Here is a 22,214-nt window from a genome sequence, read left to right on the forward strand (position 1 = left end):
TGAGATGGGGAAAAAGTATGTCATTGGTATCGACTATGGGACGAAATCGGGACGCGCCGTTCTCGTTGATCTGGAAGGGAACGAAATTGCGGACCACGTCACCCCGTATCCTCACGGAGTCATTGATGAAGTGTTACCGGAATCGAACGTACAACTAGAACCAGACTGGGCACTGCAGCACCCGGGCGATTATATCGAAGTGTTGGCGACCGCTGTTCCAGCTGTATTGCAAAAGTCAGGGGTTAACCCGGCGGATGTGATCGGGGTCGGAATTGATTTTACAGCTTGTACGATGCTGCCGATCGCTGGCTCCGGCGAGCCGCTTTGCTTGAAGCCCGAATTCAAGCATCGTCCACACAGCTGGGTGAAATTGTGGAAGCATCATGCTGCCCAGGATGAAGCGAACTTGCTCAATGAAATGGCGGCGAAAAGAGGGGAAGCGTTTTTACCGCGCTACGGTGGAAAAATTTCATCGGAATGGATGATTGCGAAAATTTGGCAGATTCTGAATGAAGATCCGGATATTTATGACCAAACCGATCTCTTTTTAGAGGCAACCGACTGGGTGATCTTCAAAATGACCGGTCAACTTGTGCGCAACAGCTGCACGGCCGGTTATAAGTCGATTTGGCATAAACAAGACGGCTATCCGAGTAAGGAGTTTTTCCGAGCGCTTGATCCGCGGCTGGAACACTTAACAGAAACGAAACTTCGCGGTTCGATCGTTCCGCTCGGCACAAGGGCAGGAGTACTGACGAAGGAAATGGCGGCCATGATGGGCCTTCTTCCGGGAACAGCCGTTGCAGTCGGAAATGTCGATGCTCATGCGGCCGTACCGGGTGTCGGGGTCGTTGAACCGGGCAAAATGGTGATGGCGATGGGAACATCGATATGCCATATGTTACTTGGTACGGAAGAAAAGTATGTGGAAGGAATGTGCGGGGTTGTCGAGGATGGCATCATTCCGGGATATTTCGGCTATGAAGCCGGGCAGTCAGCGGTGGGCGACATTTTCGCTTGGTATGTTGAACAAAGTGTTCCGGCCTATGTGAAAGAAGCAGCGGAAAAAGAGGGAGTTAGTGTCCATGAGTGGCTTGAAAAGCGAGCCGCTGTCTATCGGCCGGGGGAAACAGGACTGCTCGCTTTAGACTGGTGGAACGGAAACCGTTCAGTATTGGTCGACACGGATTTAACCGGGTTGATCATCGGTTATACGTTGCTGACGAAACCGGAAGAAATTTACCGTGCATTGCTTGAAGCAACGGCCTTCGGTACACGGAAAATTATCGATGCCTTTGTTGAAAGCGGTATCAATGTGGATGAGCTGTATGCATGTGGCGGATTGCCACAAAAAAATAAGTTACTCATGCAAATTTATGCCGATGTGACCAACCGTGAGATTAAAATTGCAGCGTCGAAGCAAACTCCAGCGGTAGGAGCAGCTATGTTCGCGGCGGTCGCGGCCGGCAAAGAAAACGGTGGGTATGAATCAATTATTGAAGCGGCACGAAACATGGGGAAAGTACGGGAAGAAACATTCAAGCCAATTCCGGAGAATGTCGCCATTTATGAACAGTTGTATCAAGAATATAAGAAGCTGCATGACTATTTTGGTCGTGGGGAAAACGATGTGATGAAGCGGCTTAAACATTGGAAAGAGCCCGCACGGGCGGTGAAAGAATCTATAAGTTTATCATGAATAGGGAGGGAGAATCGTGTTATTATTACGTCCTTATGAATTTTGGTTTGTGACAGGAAGTCAGCATTTATATGGGGAAGAGGTATTACAACAAGTGGAAGAGCATTCGAGAACGATCGTCAATGAGTTGAATCGTGATTCCGTGTTCCCGTTCCCCTTCGTTTTCAAATCGGTCGTAACAACTCCAGAAGAAATTCGGAACGTTTGCCTTGAGGCGAATGCGAGCGAACAATGCGCCGGGGTCATTACTTGGATGCATACGTTCTCGCCAGCAAAGATGTGGATTGGCGGCCTGTTGGAGTTGCGAAAACCGTTATTGCATCTTCATACGCAGTTTAACCGTGATATTCCATGGGACAGCATCGATATGGACTTTATGAACTTAAACCAATCGGCTCACGGTGACCGAGAATACGGATTTATCGGTGCGAGAATGGGAGTGGCTCGGAAAGTGGTCGTTGGTCATTGGGAAGACCCAGAAGTCCGGGAGCGGCTGGCGAAATGGATGCGGACGGCCGTCGCCTTTGCGGAAAGCCGCCAGCTCAAAGTGGCTCGTTTCGGCGATAACATGCGCGAAGTGGCGGTAACGGAAGGGGACAAAGTGGGAGCGCAAATTCAATTCGGTTGGTCGGTCAACGGTTATGGTGTTGGGGATTTAGTGCAATCGATTCGTGGTGTTTCTGAACAAAGCATTAACGAACTGCTTGATGAATACGTCGAACTGTATGACATGGTACCTGCCGGCCGTCAAGATGGACCTGTTCGCGAATCCATCCGCGAACAGGCTCGGATTGAGCTTGGGTTAAAAGCCTTTTTGCAAGATGGCAACTTCACCGCCTTTACGACGACGTTCGAGGACTTGCGTGGTATGAAGCAACTCCCAGGACTTGCGGTTCAACGGCTCATGGCAGAAGGATATGGATTTGGCGGCGAAGGCGATTGGAAAACAGCCGCCCTCGTCCGATTGATGAAAGTGATGGCCGATGGCAAAGGGACGTCGTTCATGGAAGACTACACGTACCACTTTGAGCCGGGCAACGAACTGATTCTCGGCGCTCATATGCTCGAAGTATGTCCGACGATAGCGGCAACGCGACCGCGCATTGAAGTTCATCCGCTTTCCATTGGCGGAAAAGAAGATCCAGCCCGCCTCGTGTTTGACGGCGGCGAGGGCGCGGCGGTCAATGCTTCGCTGATCGATTTAGGGCACCGCTTCCGTCTCATTGTCAATGAAGTCGATGCGGTAAAACCGAAACACAACATGTCGAAATTGCCAGTTGCCCGCATTTTATGGAAACCGCGCCCATCGTTGCGCGATTCGGCTGAAGCATGGATTTTAGCTGGCGGCGCGCATCATACGTGTTTCTCATTTGCGGTTACAACAGAACAATTGCAAGACTTTGCGGAAATAATCGGTGTGGAGTGTGTAGTGATTAATGAACATACTTCTGTCGCATCGTTCAAAAATGAATTGAGATGGAATGAGGTGTTTTGGGGTAGAAAACAAGGTTTACTATAATTTTAACATATAAGGAAAATATTTTATTTTGTTAGAAGGATAAAATAGACCATCGGTGAATGCAAGAACATAGTAAAAAGGATGATAATAATGGTTGTGCAAAGAAATAAAAAAAACAATTATATACTTTGCTATACTAGATTACCCGAAGAAGATATCATTTACTCTGAAAAGTTAGCCTATAGCATGCATCTTGCCTATAGTGACGATGGAGAAAATTTTGAACCTTTAAACCACAATTTCGGAATTTTGTTTGCGAGGGCAACCGAGAATGATAATGGCTCTCTAAATGCGAAAAGTTTGAAAAATCCATATATTTTTTACCTGGCAGACGGGACTTTTGGGGTAGTGGCTGTTCGTACAGAGTCAGATGGTACGAATGATGAAGAAAGTAAAGGAAAAGTTCTCGTTTTTTCATCATCTGATTTACTACAATATGAAGAAATTGGCTTGCTTGATTTAAAGGGAGACGCATTTGTTAACGATGTAGTTTGTAATTACGACGATGAAAAAAAGGGCTATATAATCAAATGGAATGATCACTTAGGAAATTATTATATGAATTTTATAGGAGACATTTTGAAACTACGCGATGTCTCCCATCCTGAGCCTGTAGAACCCTTTCAACTACGGTCTATGCGACCAAAAATACAAGGAGTTGTTCCTAGGAATATTATACAAGTTTCTGAAGAAATAGCCCACAGATTAATTTGTAAGCTCACAGTACCTGTCAACATTAAAATGGAAGTTCCAGAAAAAGTTATTGTTAAAACCGAAAGAGATTTGGAAAATGTGAAAGCAATCGCGATATATAGTGATGACACAACTGACATCAAACGAGTGAAATGGAATAAAAATGATATAGACTGGACTAGACCTGGGGTTTATAGGGTAACCGGTACAGTACACCAAGATCGTTATCCATTTCCGATCGCCATTGACAGAGCGGACCCATGCATCACGAAATGGAATGGAAAGTACTATTTTATAGCTACGAATGATGCGGATGGAAACCACTCCTTATATATAAGGGAAGCAGACACGATTCCAGGATTAGTTCATGCTGAAGAAATACTGATACTTGATTCAGAGACATATGAAGATATTAAAGGTTTATTGTGGGCACCAGAGTTTCATATTATTGGTAATGACCTTTACATTTTTCATGGTGCAACGTCGGATGGCTTTTACTATGAACAATCACATGTCATGAAATTACGAAGGGGCGGGAACCCCACTTGTGCAAATGATTGGTCAAGGCCATATCGTGTTTTAAAGAAAGATGGCACATATTTATGCGAAGCGGGAAGGACAATATCTTTAGATATGACCGTAATTCCCTGGAATGGGGAGTACTATGTAGTCTGGTCTCAGAGGGAGTTTATACCACAGGATCTTGGAGCGTGGCTCTATATTGCAAAAATTGATCCAAATGAACCTTGGAAATTAGTTTGCGATCCGACAGTACTTACTAAACCTGAGTATGGGTGGGAAAATAACAATGTCTTTGTGGTTGAAGGACCATTCGCTCTAATTAGGGACAATAGGTTATTCTTAACATATTCTGGATCATTAATAGATGAAACATATGTTATAGGGCTGTTGACGGCTGAAAAAGGTTCGGACTTGATGGATCCTACTTCTTGGAAAAAGTGTAACTATCCATTGCTTACCTCGATGAGTGTTGTAGGTGAATATGGTCCAGGACATAATTCCTATATATCAGATGATTATGGGGTTATATGGAACGTGTATCATGCAAGACCAGGAATAAAAGCTCCTCGTTCTTCTGGGATTCGGAGGGTACATTTTGATATAGATGGTTATCCGAGGTTAGACTTAACAGAGGATAGGGACATTAACAAAGATTTAAGCAAAATAGCTATTGATGTTGTTTTAGTTTGAAAATAGAAAGGGAGAGTGACAGATGGCTGAAAAAACAGCAACGATGATCATAGAGAAAGATTTCAAAGTCGCTGAAATCGACAAGCGTATCTATGGTTCGTTTATCGAGCATCTTGGTCGTGCTGTATATGGAGGAATTTATGAGCCGGGTCATCCTGAAGCTGATGAAAATGGCTTTCGTCAAGATGTTATTGAATTGGTGAAAGCGTTGCAAGTGCCAATTATCCGATATCCAGGTGGGAATTTTGTGTCTGGTTACAACTGGGAAGATGGAATTGGTCCAAAAGAAAAACGCCCACGACGGCTTGATTTGGCATGGAAGACGATCGAAACAAATGAGGTTGGATTGAATGAATTTATTGATTGGGCAAAGATGGTCGGAGCCGAAGTGAATATGGCCGTCAACTTAGGCACGCGAGGTATTGATGCGGCACGAAACTTGGTCGAATACTGCAACCATCCATCGGGCTCGTATTACAGCGATTTGCGTATTTCTCATGGCTATAAAGAGCCACATAAAATTAAAACATGGTGTTTAGGTAATGAAATGGATGGTCCGTGGCAAATTGGTCATAAGACAGCTGTTGAATATGGGAGAATTGCTTGTGAAGCAGCCAAGGTGATGAAATGGGTGGATCCGACAATTGAACTTGTGGCGTGTGGAAGTTCTGGAAGAAATATGCCGACATTTGCGGAATGGGAGGCGACTGTTCTCGATCACACGTACGAGCATGTTGATTATATTTCCCTACATCAGTACTTTGGAAACCGAGATAATGATACGGCAAATTACTTAGCCATGTCGTTGGAAATGGATGATTTTATTCGATCTGTTGTAGCGATTGCTGATTATGTGAAGGCGAAAAAGCGCAGTAAGAAAACAATCTATCTTTCGTTTGATGAATGGAACGTATGGTATCATTCCAATGAAAATGATAAGCGGGTTGAGCCTTGGACGATTGCTCCACCTTTATTGGAAGATATCTATAATTTTGAGGATGCACTTCTTGTTGGTTGTATGCTTATTACACTAATGAAACATGCAGATCGAGTGAAAATTGCTTGTCTAGCTCAGTTAGTTAATGTCATTGCACCAATCATGACGGAAAAGAACGGTCCAGCATGGAAGCAAACGATTTATTACCCGTTTATGCATGCTTCTATTTACGGAAGGGGAGTAGCGCTTCATCCAATCGTTTCTAGCCCGAAATATGATAGTAAAGATTTTACGGACGTCCCATACCTAGAATCAATCGCTGTTTACAATGAAGAGAAAGAGGAAGTAACGATATTTGCGGTTAACCGTGATATGGAAGCACCATTATTACTCGAATGTGACATTCGCAATTTTGAAAATTATCGTGTCATTGAACATATTGTCTTGGAGTGTGACAATGTAAAGCAAACAAATTCAGTACAATCGTTCCCTCTTGTTCCTCATCGAAATGGTGATGCTCGATTGTTGGATGGAAAGTTGCTAACTAAGCTATCGAAGCTATCATGGAACGTCATTCGTTTGGCTAAACATTAAATAAAGGATTCTTTCCAAATGTATGATGATTTTTGATTATTTGTGGACAGTTTGATAAGATGTGAGGGGTGCAACTTTTCTCTCCAAGAGTCAAAAAACTAACTCGAAGCACACATGTGTTTTGAGTTAGTTTTTTTCTTTTCAGAAAATTTTTATTGACGAAAACGAAAAAATTTACTAAAATTTTTACTAGTAGGCGAAAACGCTTACATAAACAAGTTCAAAAAAGGGGAGGAGAACGAATGTTTAAACGTTATTGGAAATGGTTTGCTTTGATCGTGACGTCAGCACTTGTGTTGGCGGCTTGTAGTGGCAAACAATCATCGACGGACGACAAAGGGGAAGGATCAAGTGAGAAAGTTGTGTTGACAGCATGGGCTTGGAACGTAAATGTTGGCGCTTTAAATGAAGCGATGAAAGAGTTTCAGAAAAACAACCCAAACATTGAATTAAAAGTAGAAGATATTGGGCGTTTAGATGTATATGATAAATTATCCACAGGTTTAGCCGCGGGGGGGACAGGTCTTCCTGACATTGTTCTTGTAGAAGACGATCGTATACATGGTTATGTAAATGCGTTTCCAAAAGGGTTTGTTAATTTGTCAGAAAAAGGATTTGATCAATATAAAGACGTGTTTCCCCCATTCAAAAAAGATTTAACATCTGTTGATGGAAAGTTTTATGCGATGCCGTTTGATGCAGGTCCAACAGGAATGTTCTATCGCACAGATTTGTTTGAAAAGGCAGGAGTAAAAGCAGAGGACATTGAGACATGGGACGATTTTTTAGCAGCAGCGAAAAAAATTAAAGAGGCAACTGGTGCATTTGCTATGCCTCTCGACAAGTTTAAAGACGATCCGATTTTCCGTATGATGCTTAATCAGCGCGGTGTTTATTACTTTGATCAAGATGGAAACATTGACTTAACAAATCCGAAAGCTGTAGAAGCGATGGACATGTTGAAAAAGTTTGATGAGGCTGGACTCATTAAGGATGTTGACGGATGGAATGGTGTTGTATCAGCAACAGTGGATGGTTCGGTAGCTACTGTTCCGTTTGGTGCATGGTATTATGGAACAATTGTTGATCAAGCAAAAGATACGAATGGAAAATGGGGAGTATTTTTGCTTCCAGCGTTTGAAGCGGATGGCAACCGCGCGGCAAATTTAGGTGGAAGTAGCTGGATGATTCCTGCTTCTTCAAAACATGTTGATGAAGCATATAAGTTTTTAGAGTTTTTCTCGACAACGAAAGATATTCAGTTAATGGCGATGGAGAAATATGGTTTATTCCCATCATTAGCGAGTGCATATGATTCTGAATTATTTACTAGTGGTGTAGAATTTTTCGGAGGACAAAAAATTTGGGAGTTATTCGCAAATGAAATGAAAGATATTCCAACAGCTTATTATACGAATGACTATGCTGTTGCTTTAGATGAAGCAATTAAAGCACAGGCTGATGTGTTTAACGGAAAAGAACCAAAGAAAGCGCTCGAAGAAGCAGCTAAACGTTTGAAAGATCGCACGAAGCGAGAAATGAACACTTATTAAAATATTGATATTTGAAAAATGAATGAGAGATTTAGCGATATGACTAAATCTCTCATTTCTACTTAAAAGCAAATGAGGAAAGGAAGAGGGCATTTGAGTACGAAAATCGTTGAAGCAAACTCGATGACTCCTAAAGTTGAGGGGCACACAAAAATGAAAAAACATGTATGGAAAAAGAAAATCGTGCCGTACATTTTCATTGCGCCTTCTGTCATTTTCTTTTCAATTTTTATGCTTTATCCAATTGGATACTCTTTCGTTATGAGTTTTCAAACGAGTGTAGGAGGGGAGATGACATTTAACGGTTTTGAAAACTATAAACGCCTATTTAGTGATGCGATTTTTTTAAAAGCATTAAAAAATACGTTTATTCTTTTAGCTGTTCAAGTACCACTTATGCTTTTTTTAGCGATTATTTTAGCCGTTCTTCTTCATTCGTCACTTTTAAAATGGAAAACGATGTTTCGTGTATCTTTTTTCTTACCAGCTGTTACGTCGCTTGTGGCGTATTCAATTATTTTTTCAATTATGTTAATGAACGATGGCTTGATCAATCAACTATTAGAGTGGTTAGGAATCGGAGCAATTCCGTGGTTATCTCATCCATTTTGGGCGAAAGCATCTCTTATTTTAGCGATGACATGGCGTTGGGTTGGATATAATATGGTCATTTATTTAGCTGCTCTACAAAATATTTCTGAAGATTTATATGAAGCAGCAAGTATCGATGGGGCAAGTAAAGTGAGACAATTTTTCTTAATCACTATCCCTCAGTTGAAACCGGTCATTTTATTTACAGCTATTTTATCAACAATCGGAACACTTCAATTGTTCGATGAACCATATACGTTGACAAAAGGTGGACCGAGCGATGAGACGTTAACGATTGGAATGTATTTATATCAAACAGGTTTTCGTTATTTTGACTTTGGATACGCCTCAACCATTGCATATGTCATTGTCGTTTTAATTGCTATTTTGAGCTTTATTCAGTTTAAAGTATCGGGGGATGAGCGATGAAAAAAATAGGTTTATACGTTACGTTAACGATAGGGGCGCTCATTTCGTTATTTCCGTTTTATTGGGCGTTTATCGGTGCGACGAATGAAAGCGGGAAGCTTTTTTCGAAGCAGCTTTCATTTGTTCCGGGGACAAAGTTGGTTGAAAATATAACAAATTTGAATGAGTCTATTGGAATCGGTCGAGTGTTGTTTAACTCCTTGTTTGTTTCTCTTACGTATACAATCTTTAGTTTGCTTATTTGTACGATGGCCGCATATGCATTTGCTAAATTTGAATTCAAAGGAAGAGATACGATTTTTGCTATTTTTCTCTTGTCGATGATGATTCCATATCATGCAACCGTTATCCCATTGTTTAAAATGATGGCTGCGTTTGGATGGTTAAATACGTATAAAGCATTAATTTTTCCGAATTTGGCGTATCCATTTGCAATTTTTTTAATGAGGCAAAACATGTTGGCATTTCCTAACGCTCTCATTGAAGCAGCAAGAATAGACGGGGCAGGAGAATGGCGTATTTTCTTTCGCATCGTATTGCCGTCCATGAAACCAGCGCTTGCAGCGACAGCTATTTTTCTATTTATGTACCAATGGAATAGTTTTTTATGGCCGCTCATTGCTGTTTCGTCAACAGATATGTACACGTTCCCGGTTGCGCTTTCTAGTTTATTTGGGCTATCGCGTATTGATTATGGGCAAGTTATGGCGGGTGTGACATTAGCTACTGTTCCAATTATTATTTTCTTTCTAGCGCTACAACGCCATTTTATTTCAGGTATGTTAGGAAGTGCGGTGAAGTAAAATGCCTATCTTTATTAACGAATCATTAGGACAGTTTCACTTGCAAACGAAGGAAAGCAGCTATATTTTTTGTGTATTGAAAAACGGACAACTCGGTCATTTACATTACGGAAAAAAAGTAAATCATCGTGACAATTTTTCTCACTTATTTCAGTTGCCGAATGAGCCCGTTGGCAATGCAACATTTTTATACAAAGGAGATCAAACGTTTTCTCTTGAAGTCATCAAACAAGAGTATCCTTCATATGGGACAACAGACTTTCGTGAACCAGCATTTCACATATGGTATGAAGACGGAAGTCGTATTACTCAATTTGTTTTCCAATCATACGAGGTGTTGAAGGGGAAACCAAAGTTGGAAGGTCTCCCAGCCACATATGTAGATGATGAGAATGATGCCGCGACGCTCATTGTTACGTTGTGCGATAAAAGAACGGGAATAAAGCTGCAGTTGCAATATAGTGTATTTGAGCACGAGAACGTCATAACGAGAAGTGCTCGTTTAATAAATAACGGAAAACACTCGGTTGCTATTGAGAGAATGTTAAGTGCAGTTGTCGACTATCCCGATTCTCAGTTTGAAATGGTTCATTTAGATGGCGCCTGGATTCGTGAGCGTCACGTTACTTCTAGAGTGATACAAAAAGGAGTACAGTTTATTGATAGTAAGCGCGGTACGAGCAGTTCACAGCATAATCCTTTTTTCGCTTTAAAGCGTAAAGATACGACAGAGCATATAGGGGAAGTGTACGGCTTTAGTCTCGTATATAGTGGAAACTTCATTGGAGGGGTGGAAGTAGACCATTATGACGTTGCTCGCGCTTTCATAGGATTGAACCCATTTGACTTTAGATGGATATTACATCCGAATGAGTCGTTTCAAACGCCCGAAGTCGTCATGGTATATTCATCTGATGGACTAAACGGAATGAGTCAAACGTACCATCGTTTATACGCTTCGCATCTTGTTCGAGGACTTTGGCGCCATCGTCCGCGCCCGATTTTAATTAATAATTGGGAAGCAACGTATTTTCAATTCGATGAAGAAAAATTACTGGCCATTGCAGATGCAGCAAAAGACTTAGGCATTGAATTGTTCGTTTTAGATGATGGGTGGTTTGAAGGAAGAAATGACGACACGACGTCGCTAGGAGATTGGCGTGTGGATCAAAATAAAATTCCGAACGGCTTATCTTCATTAGCTGAGCGAATAAACGAGAAAGGGTTACAGTTTGGAATTTGGATTGAGCCGGAGATGGTGTCAGAAAAAAGTAGATTGTATGAGGCACATCCGGATTGGGTGTTGAAAGCTCCAAATTGTTCTACCGTTTCGCACGGAAGAAATCAATATATTCTCGATTTAACGAGAAAAGATGTGAGAGATTATTTGTACGAGACGATTAGTCATCTTCTAAAAAGCGCAAACATCACATACGTGAAATGGGACATGAATCGCAATATGACGGAAGTTGGTTCAGCTTCAATAGAAGCGAATAGGCAAGGGGAAGTTGCTCATCGTTACATTCTCGGACTATATGAATTACTTGAACGATTAACCTATACGTTCCCACATGTTTTATTTGAATCTTGCGCGAGCGGCGGAAATCGTTTTGATCCGGGGATGCTCTACTATATGCAACAAGGTTGGGCAAGTGATAATACAGACGCATTTGAGCGTATCAAAATTCAATATGGAACATCACTTGTCTACCCAATTAGTTCAATTGGTGCACACGTATCCGCTGTACCTAACCATCAAACAGGGCGTGTGACCCCTTTGGAAACAAGAGCGCATGTTGCTATGTTTGGAGCGTTTGGGTACGAATTGGATGCCACCGCTTTAACCGCCCAGGAAAAACAACAGGTGAAAGAACAAATTTTGTTTTTTAAACAACATCGAAAACTTTTGCAATACGGTACGTTTTACCGTTTACTTAGTCCATTCGAAGGGACGGATGCTGCTTGGATGGTTGTTTCAGATGACAAAAAGGAGGCGATCGTTGTCTTTTATCGTCTTTTAGCTAAACCAAATCCTCCATTCGTGAGGCTTCGCTTAAAAGGATTAGATGTATCGTTTAAATATGAGGTAAAGATGGAGAAACAGACGCAAGTGCTCTATGGAGATGAGCTTATGCATATCGGTCTTTTTATCCCACCGTTTTACATGGGGACGGTAAAAACAGAGGAGACAGTCATGATTGGAGATTATGTATCTTGCTTGGCGGTGTTAAAGGCAGTCGATTAGGAGGAGAAATATATGGATGAGCTAGTACGTGATTTTGCTCGATTATTCGGTGAAGAAGGGAAAGAAGTACATACTTTCTTCGCCCCCGGCCGTGTCAATTTAATCGGTGAACATACAGATTATAACGGAGGATACGTTCTCCCGTGTTCGCTGCATATGGGGACGTATGCAGTCGCTCGTTTAAATGATGATGGGATGATTCGGCTCTATTCAAAAAACTTTTATGAAGATGGAATCGTTTCGATGACAAAAGAAGAACTTGCCTATGATGAGCGTCATGGATGGGCGAATTATCCAAAGGGAATTATCCAAGTACTTATGCCGAAAAATGTTCAAAAGGGCATTGACGTCCTGTACTATGGCAACATTCCAAATGGGGCAGGGCTATCTTCTTCTGCTTCTATTGAGCTTGTGACCGCCGTCACGTTAAATGAATTGTTTCAACTAAACATAGAGATGATGGAATTAGTAAAAATCAGTCAAAAAGTCGAAAACGAATATATCGGTGTGAATTGTGGCATTATGGATCAATTTGCGGTTGGAATGGGGAAAGCAGGACATGCGTTATTGCTTGATTGCCAGACGCTCCAGTATGAATATTTGCCTCTTTCTTTAGAAGATTGCTCGATTGTTATTGCAAATACGAATAAAAAGAGGGGATTAGCTGATTCAGCATACAATGAGCGACGCGCGACATGCGAGCAGGCGTTAGCGAAATTACAACAATATGTACGCATCAACTCGCTTGGAGATATGACGATGGAGCAGTTTAATCAATATGCACATGTATTGTCTCCGATCGAACAAAAACGGGTGCGACATGTCGTTTCAGAGAATGAACGGACAAAACAAGCTGCCACTGCTTTACAACAAGGAGATTTATATACGTTTGGACAACTCATGCGCCAATCACATGAATCGTTGCGTGATGATTATGAAGTGACTGGAAAAGAGCTAGATACGCTCGTGGAAGCAGCGTGGAAACATAAAGGTACGATTGGTGCGCGCATGACAGGGGCAGGCTTTGGCGGCTGTACAGTAAACATTGTAAAAGACGATTGTATTTCGTCTTTTATTGAGGAAGTAGGGCAAATGTATGAAACTGAAATCGGTTATGCCGCGAGTTTTTATGTAGCTAAAATTGGCGATGGGGCAAAACAGCTTACGAAAGAAGGAGAGAGTGCGCGATGATTCTCGTTTGCGGTGGGGCTGGATACATTGGGAGTCATGCAGTGTATCGTTTAATCGAAAAAGGAGAACAAGTCGTTGTTGTTGATAATTTACAAACGGGGCATCGAAAAGCTGTTCATCCAGAGGCGATATTTTATGAAGGTGATATTCGTGATCGCCACTTTTTAAACAGCGTATTTCAAAGGCATGAAATCGATACAGTTATCCATTTTGCAGCACATTCTCTTGTTGGAGAAAGTGTGAAACAGCCTTTAGCTTATTACAACAACAACGTTTATGGAACAGAAGTGTTGCTTGGTGTCATGAATAAACATGGCGTCAAACAAATTGTTTTCTCCTCAACGGCTGCTGTGTATGGGGAACCAAAACAAATTCCGATTCAAGAAATAAATGAAACAAACCCTGAAAGTCCGTATGGAGAAACAAAACTAGCGATGGAAAAAATGATGAAATGGGTGAACATCGCATACGGCATTCGCTATGTTTCTTTACGATATTTTAATGTTGCTGGAGCGTATGGGACGATGCTTGGTGAAGATCATCGTCCGGAGACACATTTAATTCCACTTATTTTGCAAGTGCCGTTAGGAAAACGAGAAGAGATTCATATTTTTGGAGATAATTACGACACGCCTGATGGCACGTGCATTCGAGACTACATTCATGTGCTGGATTTAGTCGATGCTCATCTATTAGCGGTAGAAAAACTAAGAAACGGTGGGGAAAGCAACATATACAATTTAGGGAATGGCAACGGTTTTTCTGTGAAAGAAGTCATTGAGGCTGCACGACGCGTGACGGGACATCCGATTCTTGAAAAAGTTGTGCCGAGACGCCCTGGAGATCCTGCGCGTTTAGTTGCTTCATCGGAAAAAGCAAAACGTGAACTTGGATGGAAACCGATATACACATCTATTGATGAAATCGTCGCTTCAGCGTGGGAGTGGCATCAGGCGAATCCGAACGGATATGAAGAGGTGTAACTCATGGTGAACATTTATGAAGAAATTGAAACACTCATTCAATATGCGCTCCATCATCGCTTAATTGAACGAGAAGATATCATTTATACGCGCAATCGAATATTAGCGTTGTTGAAATTAGACGAATGGCAACAAGTTGATGTTATTCCTTTCTCGGATCGCCCGCTTGTTTCCGTTTTACAACATATCACGAATTGGGCCGAAGAACATGGACGACTTGTTGGAAAGACAGTGACAGAGCGCGATTTATTTGATACAGAGATCATGAATTGTTTTGTGGCACGTCCATCAACGATTATTCAAACGTTTTATGAAAAATATAAACGAAATAAGCAAGAAGCAACAACTTGGTTTTATGAACTTAGTCAAGCATCCAATTACATTCGTGTAGACCGAGTGATGAAAAATAGACGATGGAAAGTGCGAACGAAATATGGGGATATGGATATAACGATCAACTTATCTAAGCCGGAAAAAGATCCTCGTGATATTGCGCGCATGAAGGAGACAAAAGAGCAACATTATCCTTCCTGCTTGCTATGTATTGAAAATGAAGGATATGCTGGAACGATCCGACACCCTGCGCGAGCGAACCATCGCATTATCCCTATTGAGTTATGTGGGGAACGTTGGTTTTTTCAATATTCACCTTACGTTTATTACAACGAACATTGCATCGTACTGCGTGATAAGCATGTACCGATGAAAATGGAAAGAAAAACGTTTGAACGGTTGCTTGATTTTGTCGATCAATTTCCGCATTACTTTATCGGCTCCAATGCTGATTTACCTATTGTAGGAGGATCGATTTTATCGCATGATCATTTTCAAGGTGGAAAATATACATTTGCGATTGAAAAAGCTTCATCCGATTTTTCATTCACACTTCCAGCTTATCCGCATGTACAAATGAGCGTCATTCGTTGGCCGATGTCGGTGATACGTATCCGAGGAACAAAACAAGATGTGTTAGAAGTGAGTGATTTTATTTACAAACAATGGCAAAAATATAACGATCCGAAGGCGAATATATACGCACAAACAAACGATGTACCGCACAATACGGTCACGCCAATTGCTCGTAGACGCGAGGAATTGTACGAGATGGATATTGTGTTAAGAAACAATCGCACATCAGAGCAATATCCGTACGGCATTTTTCATCCACATGAGGAATTGCATCATATTAAAAAGGAAAATATCGGTTTAATTGAAGTGATGGGATTAGCTGTATTGCCTAGTCGATTAGCGAATGAATTAGAGACGATTGCAACATACATGAAAAATAACACACGAAGAGAGCAATGGGATTCGTCGCTATTGAAACATTGGGAATGGGTGCAAGAGATCATGGAGAGATATTCGATCATTGATGATGTACATGAGCTATTAAAAGAAGAAGTAGGAAAACGATTTGAACAAGTGCTTGAACATGCGGGAGTGTTTAAGCGGACGGAAGAAGGAAAGCGAGCGTTTCATCGCTTTATTCAACACCTTCAGGAACGAAATGAATAAAGATGGGGGAAAAAAGGATGTATATCGGTGTAGACTATTATCCAGAGTACTGGCCAAAAGAAATGATTGAAGAAGATATTCAAGGAATAAAAGAGCTTGGAGCTAACATCGTTCGTATTGGGGAGTTTTCTTGGCATTTAATGGAGCAGACAGAGGGGAATATTGACTTTTCTTTTTTTGATGAAGTAGTGAAAAAGTTGAAGGAGAACGGGCTTTCAATTATGTTTGGTACGCCGACAGCGACATTTCCCGCTTGGTTAGCAAAAAAACATCCAGACATTTTATCTAAAGACGAGTTTGGACGTGTTCGTGTTTTTGGTGGAAGAAGACAATATTGTTTTAATTCAACAACATATCGCTTATATGCGGCAAATATAACGAAGCAGCTTGTGACACATTACAAAGGTGAAGAAGCGATTATTGCTTGGCAAATCGATAATGAATTTGGACATGAAGGAAGCGATATGTGTTATTGTGAACAGTGTCATCGTGAGTTTCAGCAATTTTTGAAAGAAAAATATAAACAAATTGACGCATTAAATGAAGCGTACGGAACAATTTTTTGGGGACAGACATATAACGATTTTTCAGAAATTCCAATGCCAACGAAAACAATTACGACGCATAATCCATCTTTGCAGTTAGATTGGGCTCGTTTTCGTTCATTTTCAGTTAATCGTTTCGCTCATGAAATGACAAACATCGTAAGAAAACATAAAGGTTCCCATCAGCAAGTGACAACAAACGTATCTGGGGGCTTCTTTAACAAGTGGTTTGATCATGAGGAAAACGTTCGTCTCATGGACTTCGTGTCTTATGATAACTACCCTGTATGGGGAGGGTTAGACGAACCGATTTCCCCGGCAGCGATTGCGATGAGCCATGATTTTAACCGCGGATTGCTTGGGAGAAACTATTGGATTGTTGAAGAACTTATGGGAGCGCAAGGGCATGAGATGATTGGATATTTACCGCGGCCGAATCAAGCAAAAATGTGGTCGTATCAGGCGTTCGCTCATGGATGTACGAATATGTTATATTTTAGTTGGCGTGGAATGGATCGAGGAGCAGAGCAATTTTGTTATGGTATCGTTGACCATAGCAATATACGAGGCAGGAAATATAAAGAAGTGCAATCTGTTTTTTCACATATTCCGACATTTGAACATGTGTTACAATCACCTATTCAAGCCGATATTGCTGTTTTATATGATTATGATAACATTTGGTCGTGGCGTTTTCAGCCACAAAGCAAGGCGTTTGATTTTACAACCGAACTTCTTCGGCTATATGAGCCGTTTTATCGTTTAAATGCGAACATCGACGTTATTCCTGTGTCGCGTGATTTTTCAACATATAAAGTACTTATCGTTCCAGTGTTACAAATTATCGATGAAACGTTGGCTGAAAAATTGAAAACGTTTGCCCGGTGCGGCGGGACGATTATATTTTCTTTCCGCACGGGATTGAAAAATAAACAAAACAACATCCATTTTAAACATATATTACCTGCATATGTGAGTGACCTTGTCGGTGCGCATATTCACGAAGTGGAGTCGCTTGCTTATCGTCGTGTTCCAATCATCGGTGAAGGACGATGGAAAGATCGAAAAGCTATGTGTTCCGTTTGGCGCGATTTGCTTGAGCCAACAACGGCTACTGTGTTATATCGATATGATGATCCATTTTATCCGTTCGCCGCGATAACTGAAAATGAATATGGTGATGGGAACGTTTATTATATTGGTGGGGGTATAGATGACGATGTGCTGAATGACCTTGCAAAGGAAATTGTGCAAAAACATCACATATGGCATGTAGAAAGTGACGAAGGTGTCGAAGTGTATCGACGTGTATGTGATGATGGTGAGTACATGTTCATCTTAAACCATACAGATCAAGAAAAACGGTTTCACCATTTGACCCTCAAACCGTATGATAGTCAAATCGTTAAAATTTAGCATAAATAAAGGGGTTGCATCAATGGCTACATTGAAAGAAATCGCAGAGAAGGCAGGGGTGTCCGTTGCCACTGTATCGCGTGTATTAAATTATGATATGACGTTATCTGTATCGGACGAAACGAGAAAGCGCATTTTTGAAATTGCGCAAGAGCTTAACTATAAAACGCCGAGGGAACGTAACCAGCTACATGCCAAAGATCGACTTCGCTTTGGGGTTGTGAACTGGTACTCGGAATCTCAAGAGCTTGACGATCCATATTATATGGCGATCCGACTTGGTGTTGAAAAGGAATGTTTTCGACGTCAAATCGAGTTAGTTAAGTTATTTAAGAAAGACGGTTCGTACGAATCAGAGTGGTTAACGGGGTTGGACGGAATTATTGCGGTTGGGAAATTTGGAAAACAACATATTCATCTTTTTACATCGGTGACGAACCATCTTGTTTTTGTTGACTATTCACCTGATGAAGATCGCTTTGATTCTGTCGTTGTTGATTTTCGAAAAGCGACAGCTCGTGTTCTTCAATATTTAATTGATCTCGGCCATAAACATATCGGCTACATCGGAGGGCGCGAATATGTTGATGACGGTCAACTCATTCAAGATGAACGCGAACGCACATTTTATGAATATTTATATTTGCGTGGTATGTTCATCCCAGAATACGTATTAACGGGACGCTTTATTGCAGAAGATGGATATATGTTAATGAAACAAGCACTCCAGCTCCCAAATCGTCCAACCGCGTTCTTTATCGCCAGCGATTCGATGGCGATCGGGGCATTGCGAGCGCTTCATGAAGCTGGAGTTGATGTACCAAATGAAGTGGCTATCGTAGGCTTTAACGACATTCCAACATCGAAGTTTGTCCAGCCACCGTTATCGACTGTGCAAGTTTATACGGAATTTATGGGCGAGACGGCCGTTGAATTGCTTGTTGAACAAATTCAAACGAAAAGAGAAATACCGAAAAAAATTGTTGTTCCAACAAAACTTGTTGTGAGAGAAAGTAGTTGTATCTACACAGTAAAGAAATAGCTTCCGCTTTAGCGAAGGCTATTTCTTTTATTACGAGAATTTATTTAGTTTGTTTATTGAACAAACTAAATAAACATTGATATAATAAAAGGTAAAGAATGTTGTTTCTTCCGTTTTATACTTAATTGAAGGAAGGGTGAGAAAGCTATTGAAGAGGGTTGGATGGGGGATTTTAAGTACAGCACGTATTGCAAGGGAGACGATGATCCAGGCCATTCAAAGGGCAGGGAATGCCAAGATCGTAGCAATTGCAAGTTGCAATGAGCAAGTCCAGCACGTTGCACAACAGTTTCATATTCCGAAAGTATACGATAATTATGAGGCATTGCTCGTTGATCCGGAGGTTGAGGTAGTATATATTCCATTACCTAACCACTTGCACATGGAATGGGCGATTAAAGCAGCAGAGCATAAGAAACATGTCCTTTGTGAAAAACCAGCTGCCTTATGTGAAGAGGATGTTCGAAAAGTAGTGAAAGCTTGTCGAGAAAACGGTGTAATCTGGATGGAAGCGTTTATGTACCAGTTTCATCCACAACACAGACGGGTAAAAGAAATGATTGCTTCAGGAGAAATTGGAGAGGTAAAAAGTATACGATCAAGCTTTTCTTTCTATCTTGCTGAGCGGGAAAGTAACATTCGCATGAATGAAACATTTGGTGGCGGAAGTTTACTAGACGTGGGATGTTATTGTATTCATTCTATTCGATTTTTGTTACAAGCGGAGCCGGTTGTACTATCTGTTTGTTCCACTTATGATGATCAATATGGTGTAGACACACTTACAAGTGGGTGGCTCCAAATGAATAACGGTGTTCACGCCTCAATCGACTGTAGTTTTAATATGTTCCCTCGCAATGAGTACGAAATTATTGGCACAAAGGGGAAATTAGTTGTCCCGAGAGCTTATCGGCCGGACATACAACAAGGTGACGGTCTAATTATCATTCAAACGGATGAAGGAATAGTGAAGGAGGAAATTGTCAAAGGCGATCAATATCGTTTACAAGTGGAGCATTTTTCACAATGTGTCATTGATCGAACGAAGCCAAGCTACTCAGATGACGAAATCATTCAACAAGCTAAAGTGCTCGATGTATGCCGCCTTTCAGCGAAAACAGGGAAGGTAATCGAATTAGTTGAAACAAGGAAGGAAGAGAGAGAAAAATGAGGATTGTACAGGAGAAGCGAACAGAAGTGGATGGTCAACCGATTTTTTCATTTACACTTACGAATGATCACGGAATGGAAGTTATTTGTTTAAACTACGGTTGTATCATTACAAGTATATTTGTTCCTGATAAAAATGGAAAATATGAAAATGTTGTCTTAGCGTTTGATGACTTTTCTTCGTATTTGACAAACCGTCCGTATTTAGGAGCTGTCATCGGAAGGGTAGCCGGGAGAATAAAAAATAGTTGTTTTGAGTTAAATGGAGAAACGTATAGATTATATGCAAATGAAAACGGAAACCATCTGCACGGTGGAGAGAAAGGGTTTCATCACGTCATTTGGCAAGCGGCAGGGTTTTCGAAAAAAGAAGAAGTTGGTGTCCGTTTTTCACATCGGAGTGTTGATGGGGAAGAAGGATATCCTGGGAACGTTGATGTGCAAGTCACATATACATTAAACAATGAAAACGAACTAATTATTTCTTATCAAGCCATTTCTGATCAAGATACGCCGTTTACATTAACGAATCATACGTACTTTAATTTGAGCGGTAACGTAAAAAAAGATATTTTGCAACACGAATTAAAAATGAAAAGTGACCGTTTTTTACCGTTAGATCATGATTTTATACCGACTGGGGAAATAAAAGATGTGACAGGTACACCTTTTGATTTACGTCAAGGGAAAAAATTGAGAGAAGCCATTGAGTCAACTGATCCGCAAATTCGTTTAGTCGGACAAGGATATGACCATCCATTTATTTTAAATGCTCATCATGATGAAGAAATTGTCTTATTTGACCGTGAAAGTGGACGAACATTAGTTGTTGAAACGGATGAAGTTGGTGTCGTCGTATATACTGGGAACCAAATTCCTCACGGTGAAAAAATGAATGGTCTGCGATCTCGAAAGTATTTAGGCATTTGTTTAGAGACACAAGCGTTGCCAGATGCGGTTCATCATCCTCATTTTCCGTCTTGTATATTGCGAGCAGGACAATTGTATTCATCGACAACAAAATATACGTTTTATGTACAGGAGGCGAATAATAGATGAACTACCGACGCTTAGGGGATACCGAAATGGAAGTAAGTGAAATAAGTTTTGGCACATGGGCAATCGGCGGAGCTTGGGGACAGACGAATGATACAGACGCATTAAAAGGATTACAACATGCAATTGATGCGGGTGTTAATTTTTTTGATACTGCAGATGTGTACGGAGATGGTCATAGTGAAGAGCTTTTAGCCAAAGCAACAAAAGGAAAAGAAGATGATATTTATATTGCCACAAAATTTTGTCGGGCTGGAGATATTTATGATTTCCGCACGTATTCGGAAGAAAAAGTGCGGGAATACTGCGAAGGAAGTTTAAAGCGTTTACGAAGAGAACGGATTGATTTATATCAAATCCATTGCCCGCCATTTGAAATATTGAAGGACGGTCAAGTATTTGAAGTGTTAGATAAACTGAAACAAGAAGGTAAAATTCGTTACTATGGTGTGAGTGTTGAGACGGTGGAAGAAGGGCTGTTTTGTTTAACAAATCCAAACGTGAAAGCATTGCAAGTCATCTTGAATATTTTCCGACAAAAACCGTTAGAGAGATTACTTCCACAAGCGAAAGCTCAGGGAGTAGGAATTTTAGCTCGATTGCCCCTTGCAAGCGGGTTATTAACAGGAAAATTTAAGAAAAATACGGTGTTTGCAGAGAATGATCATCGTTATTTTAATCGTGATGGTAGTCATTTTAATGTTGGTGAGACGTTTGCTGGGCTTGAGTTTCAAAAAGGTGTGGAACTCAGTGAACAATTGAAATGGATTGCGAATGGAAGAGGGAATATGACAAGAGCTGCATTGCGTTGGATTTTGGATCACGATGAAGTAACATGTGTCATTCCAGGTTTCAAAACGGCAGAGCAAGTAGAAGACAACTTAAAGGCATTGACTGTTCCATCTTTTAGCCAAGAAGAAAAAGAAAAAATAAAAGCTTTTTATAAGCAGCAAGTCCATCCATTCATCAGGGGCGCGTATTGAAATAAAAAGAGGCATCCAAGAAAATTGGGTGCCTTTTA

16 protein-coding genes are annotated in these 22,214 nt (G+C 41.0%); all 16 read left to right on the forward strand.

Annotated features, from left to right (window positions below; all coding sequences use genetic code 11):
• Nucleotides 1–4 precede the first annotated feature (4 nt).
• The 16 genes from K1I44_RS03045 to K1I44_RS03120 all read left to right on the forward strand — a co-directional run bounded on the left by K1I44_RS03045 (nucleotide 5) and on the right by K1I44_RS03120 (nucleotide 22,176).
• The gene (locus tag K1I44_RS03045) at nucleotides 5–1,699 is read left to right on the forward strand and encodes a ribulokinase (RefSeq protein ID WP_219985211.1); all 1,695 of its coding nucleotides are present in this window, start codon (nucleotides 5–7) and stop codon (nucleotides 1,697–1,699) included.
• 16 nt (nucleotides 1,700–1,715) lie between these two features.
• On the forward strand, nucleotides 1,716–3,218 hold the full coding sequence (araA, locus tag K1I44_RS03050) for an L-arabinose isomerase (protein WP_219985212.1): 1,503 nt from the start codon (nucleotides 1,716–1,718) through the stop codon (nucleotides 3,216–3,218).
• Between the two features lie 90 nt (nucleotides 3,219–3,308).
• Nucleotides 3,309–5,123 carry a family 43 glycosylhydrolase gene (locus K1I44_RS03055; RefSeq protein WP_255573179.1) on the forward strand — a complete coding sequence of 605 codons (1,815 nt, stop codon included), beginning with the start codon at nucleotides 3,309–3,311 and terminating at the stop codon, nucleotides 5,121–5,123.
• Nucleotides 5,124–5,145: 22 nt separating this feature from the next.
• Entirely contained in the window at nucleotides 5,146–6,654 is a 1,509-nt protein-coding gene (gene arfA, locus K1I44_RS03060) for an arabinosylfuranosidase ArfA (RefSeq protein WP_219985214.1), read from the forward strand.
• Between the two features lie 242 nt (nucleotides 6,655–6,896).
• Entirely contained in the window at nucleotides 6,897–8,207 is a 1,311-nt protein-coding gene (locus K1I44_RS03065; RefSeq protein ID WP_219985215.1) for an ABC transporter substrate-binding protein, read from the forward strand.
• A 153-nt stretch (nucleotides 8,208–8,360) separates the two neighbouring features.
• Nucleotides 8,361–9,227 carry a carbohydrate ABC transporter permease gene (locus K1I44_RS03070; protein ID WP_219985216.1) on the forward strand — a complete coding sequence of 289 codons (867 nt, stop codon included), beginning with the start codon at nucleotides 8,361–8,363 and terminating at the stop codon, nucleotides 9,225–9,227.
• Nucleotides 9,224–10,030, forward strand: a complete 807-nt coding sequence (locus tag K1I44_RS03075) for a carbohydrate ABC transporter permease (protein ID WP_219985217.1) — start codon at nucleotides 9,224–9,226, stop codon at nucleotides 10,028–10,030. The genes K1I44_RS03070 and K1I44_RS03075 overlap by 4 nt, the downstream gene beginning before the upstream one ends.
• Nucleotide 10,031: 1 nt before the next feature.
• Entirely contained in the window at nucleotides 10,032–12,275 is a 2,244-nt protein-coding gene (locus tag K1I44_RS03080) for an alpha-galactosidase (protein ID WP_219985218.1), read from the forward strand.
• A gap of 12 nt (nucleotides 12,276–12,287) precedes the next feature.
• On the forward strand, nucleotides 12,288–13,466 hold the full coding sequence (locus K1I44_RS03085; protein ID WP_219985219.1) for a galactokinase: 1,179 nt from the start codon (nucleotides 12,288–12,290) through the stop codon (nucleotides 13,464–13,466).
• The gene (gene galE, locus K1I44_RS03090) at nucleotides 13,463–14,449 is read left to right on the forward strand and encodes a UDP-glucose 4-epimerase GalE (RefSeq protein ID WP_219985220.1); all 987 of its coding nucleotides are present in this window, start codon (nucleotides 13,463–13,465) and stop codon (nucleotides 14,447–14,449) included. The genes K1I44_RS03085 and galE overlap by 4 nt, the downstream gene beginning before the upstream one ends.
• A 3-nt stretch (nucleotides 14,450–14,452) precedes the next feature.
• Entirely contained in the window at nucleotides 14,453–15,964 is a 1,512-nt protein-coding gene (gene galT / locus K1I44_RS03095; protein ID WP_219985221.1) for a UDP-glucose--hexose-1-phosphate uridylyltransferase, read from the forward strand.
• A 17-nt stretch (nucleotides 15,965–15,981) separates the two neighbouring features.
• Entirely contained in the window at nucleotides 15,982–17,925 is a 1,944-nt protein-coding gene (locus tag K1I44_RS03100) for a beta-galactosidase (protein WP_219985222.1), read from the forward strand.
• 22 nt (nucleotides 17,926–17,947) lie between these two features.
• Nucleotides 17,948–18,967 carry a LacI family DNA-binding transcriptional regulator gene (locus K1I44_RS03105; protein WP_003397820.1) on the forward strand — a complete coding sequence of 340 codons (1,020 nt, stop codon included), beginning with the start codon at nucleotides 17,948–17,950 and terminating at the stop codon, nucleotides 18,965–18,967.
• A gap of 136 nt (nucleotides 18,968–19,103) precedes the next feature.
• The gene (locus K1I44_RS03110; RefSeq protein WP_370627952.1) at nucleotides 19,104–20,138 is read left to right on the forward strand and encodes a Gfo/Idh/MocA family protein; all 1,035 of its coding nucleotides are present in this window, start codon (nucleotides 19,104–19,106) and stop codon (nucleotides 20,136–20,138) included.
• Nucleotides 20,135–21,196 carry an aldose epimerase family protein gene (locus K1I44_RS03115; protein WP_219985223.1) on the forward strand — a complete coding sequence of 354 codons (1,062 nt, stop codon included), beginning with the start codon at nucleotides 20,135–20,137 and terminating at the stop codon, nucleotides 21,194–21,196. Before K1I44_RS03110 ends, K1I44_RS03115 begins: the two co-directional genes overlap by 4 nt.
• Entirely contained in the window at nucleotides 21,193–22,176 is a 984-nt protein-coding gene (locus K1I44_RS03120) for an aldo/keto reductase (RefSeq protein WP_219985224.1), read from the forward strand. Before K1I44_RS03115 ends, K1I44_RS03120 begins: the two co-directional genes overlap by 4 nt.
• The last annotated feature ends 38 nt before the right edge of the window (nucleotides 22,177–22,214 follow it).

Origin of the sequence: Anoxybacillus sp. ST4, from assembly GCF_019448545.1 — a bacterium.
Taxonomy (GTDB): Bacteria; Bacillota; Bacilli; order Bacillales; family Anoxybacillaceae; genus Anoxybacillus; species Anoxybacillus pushchinoensis.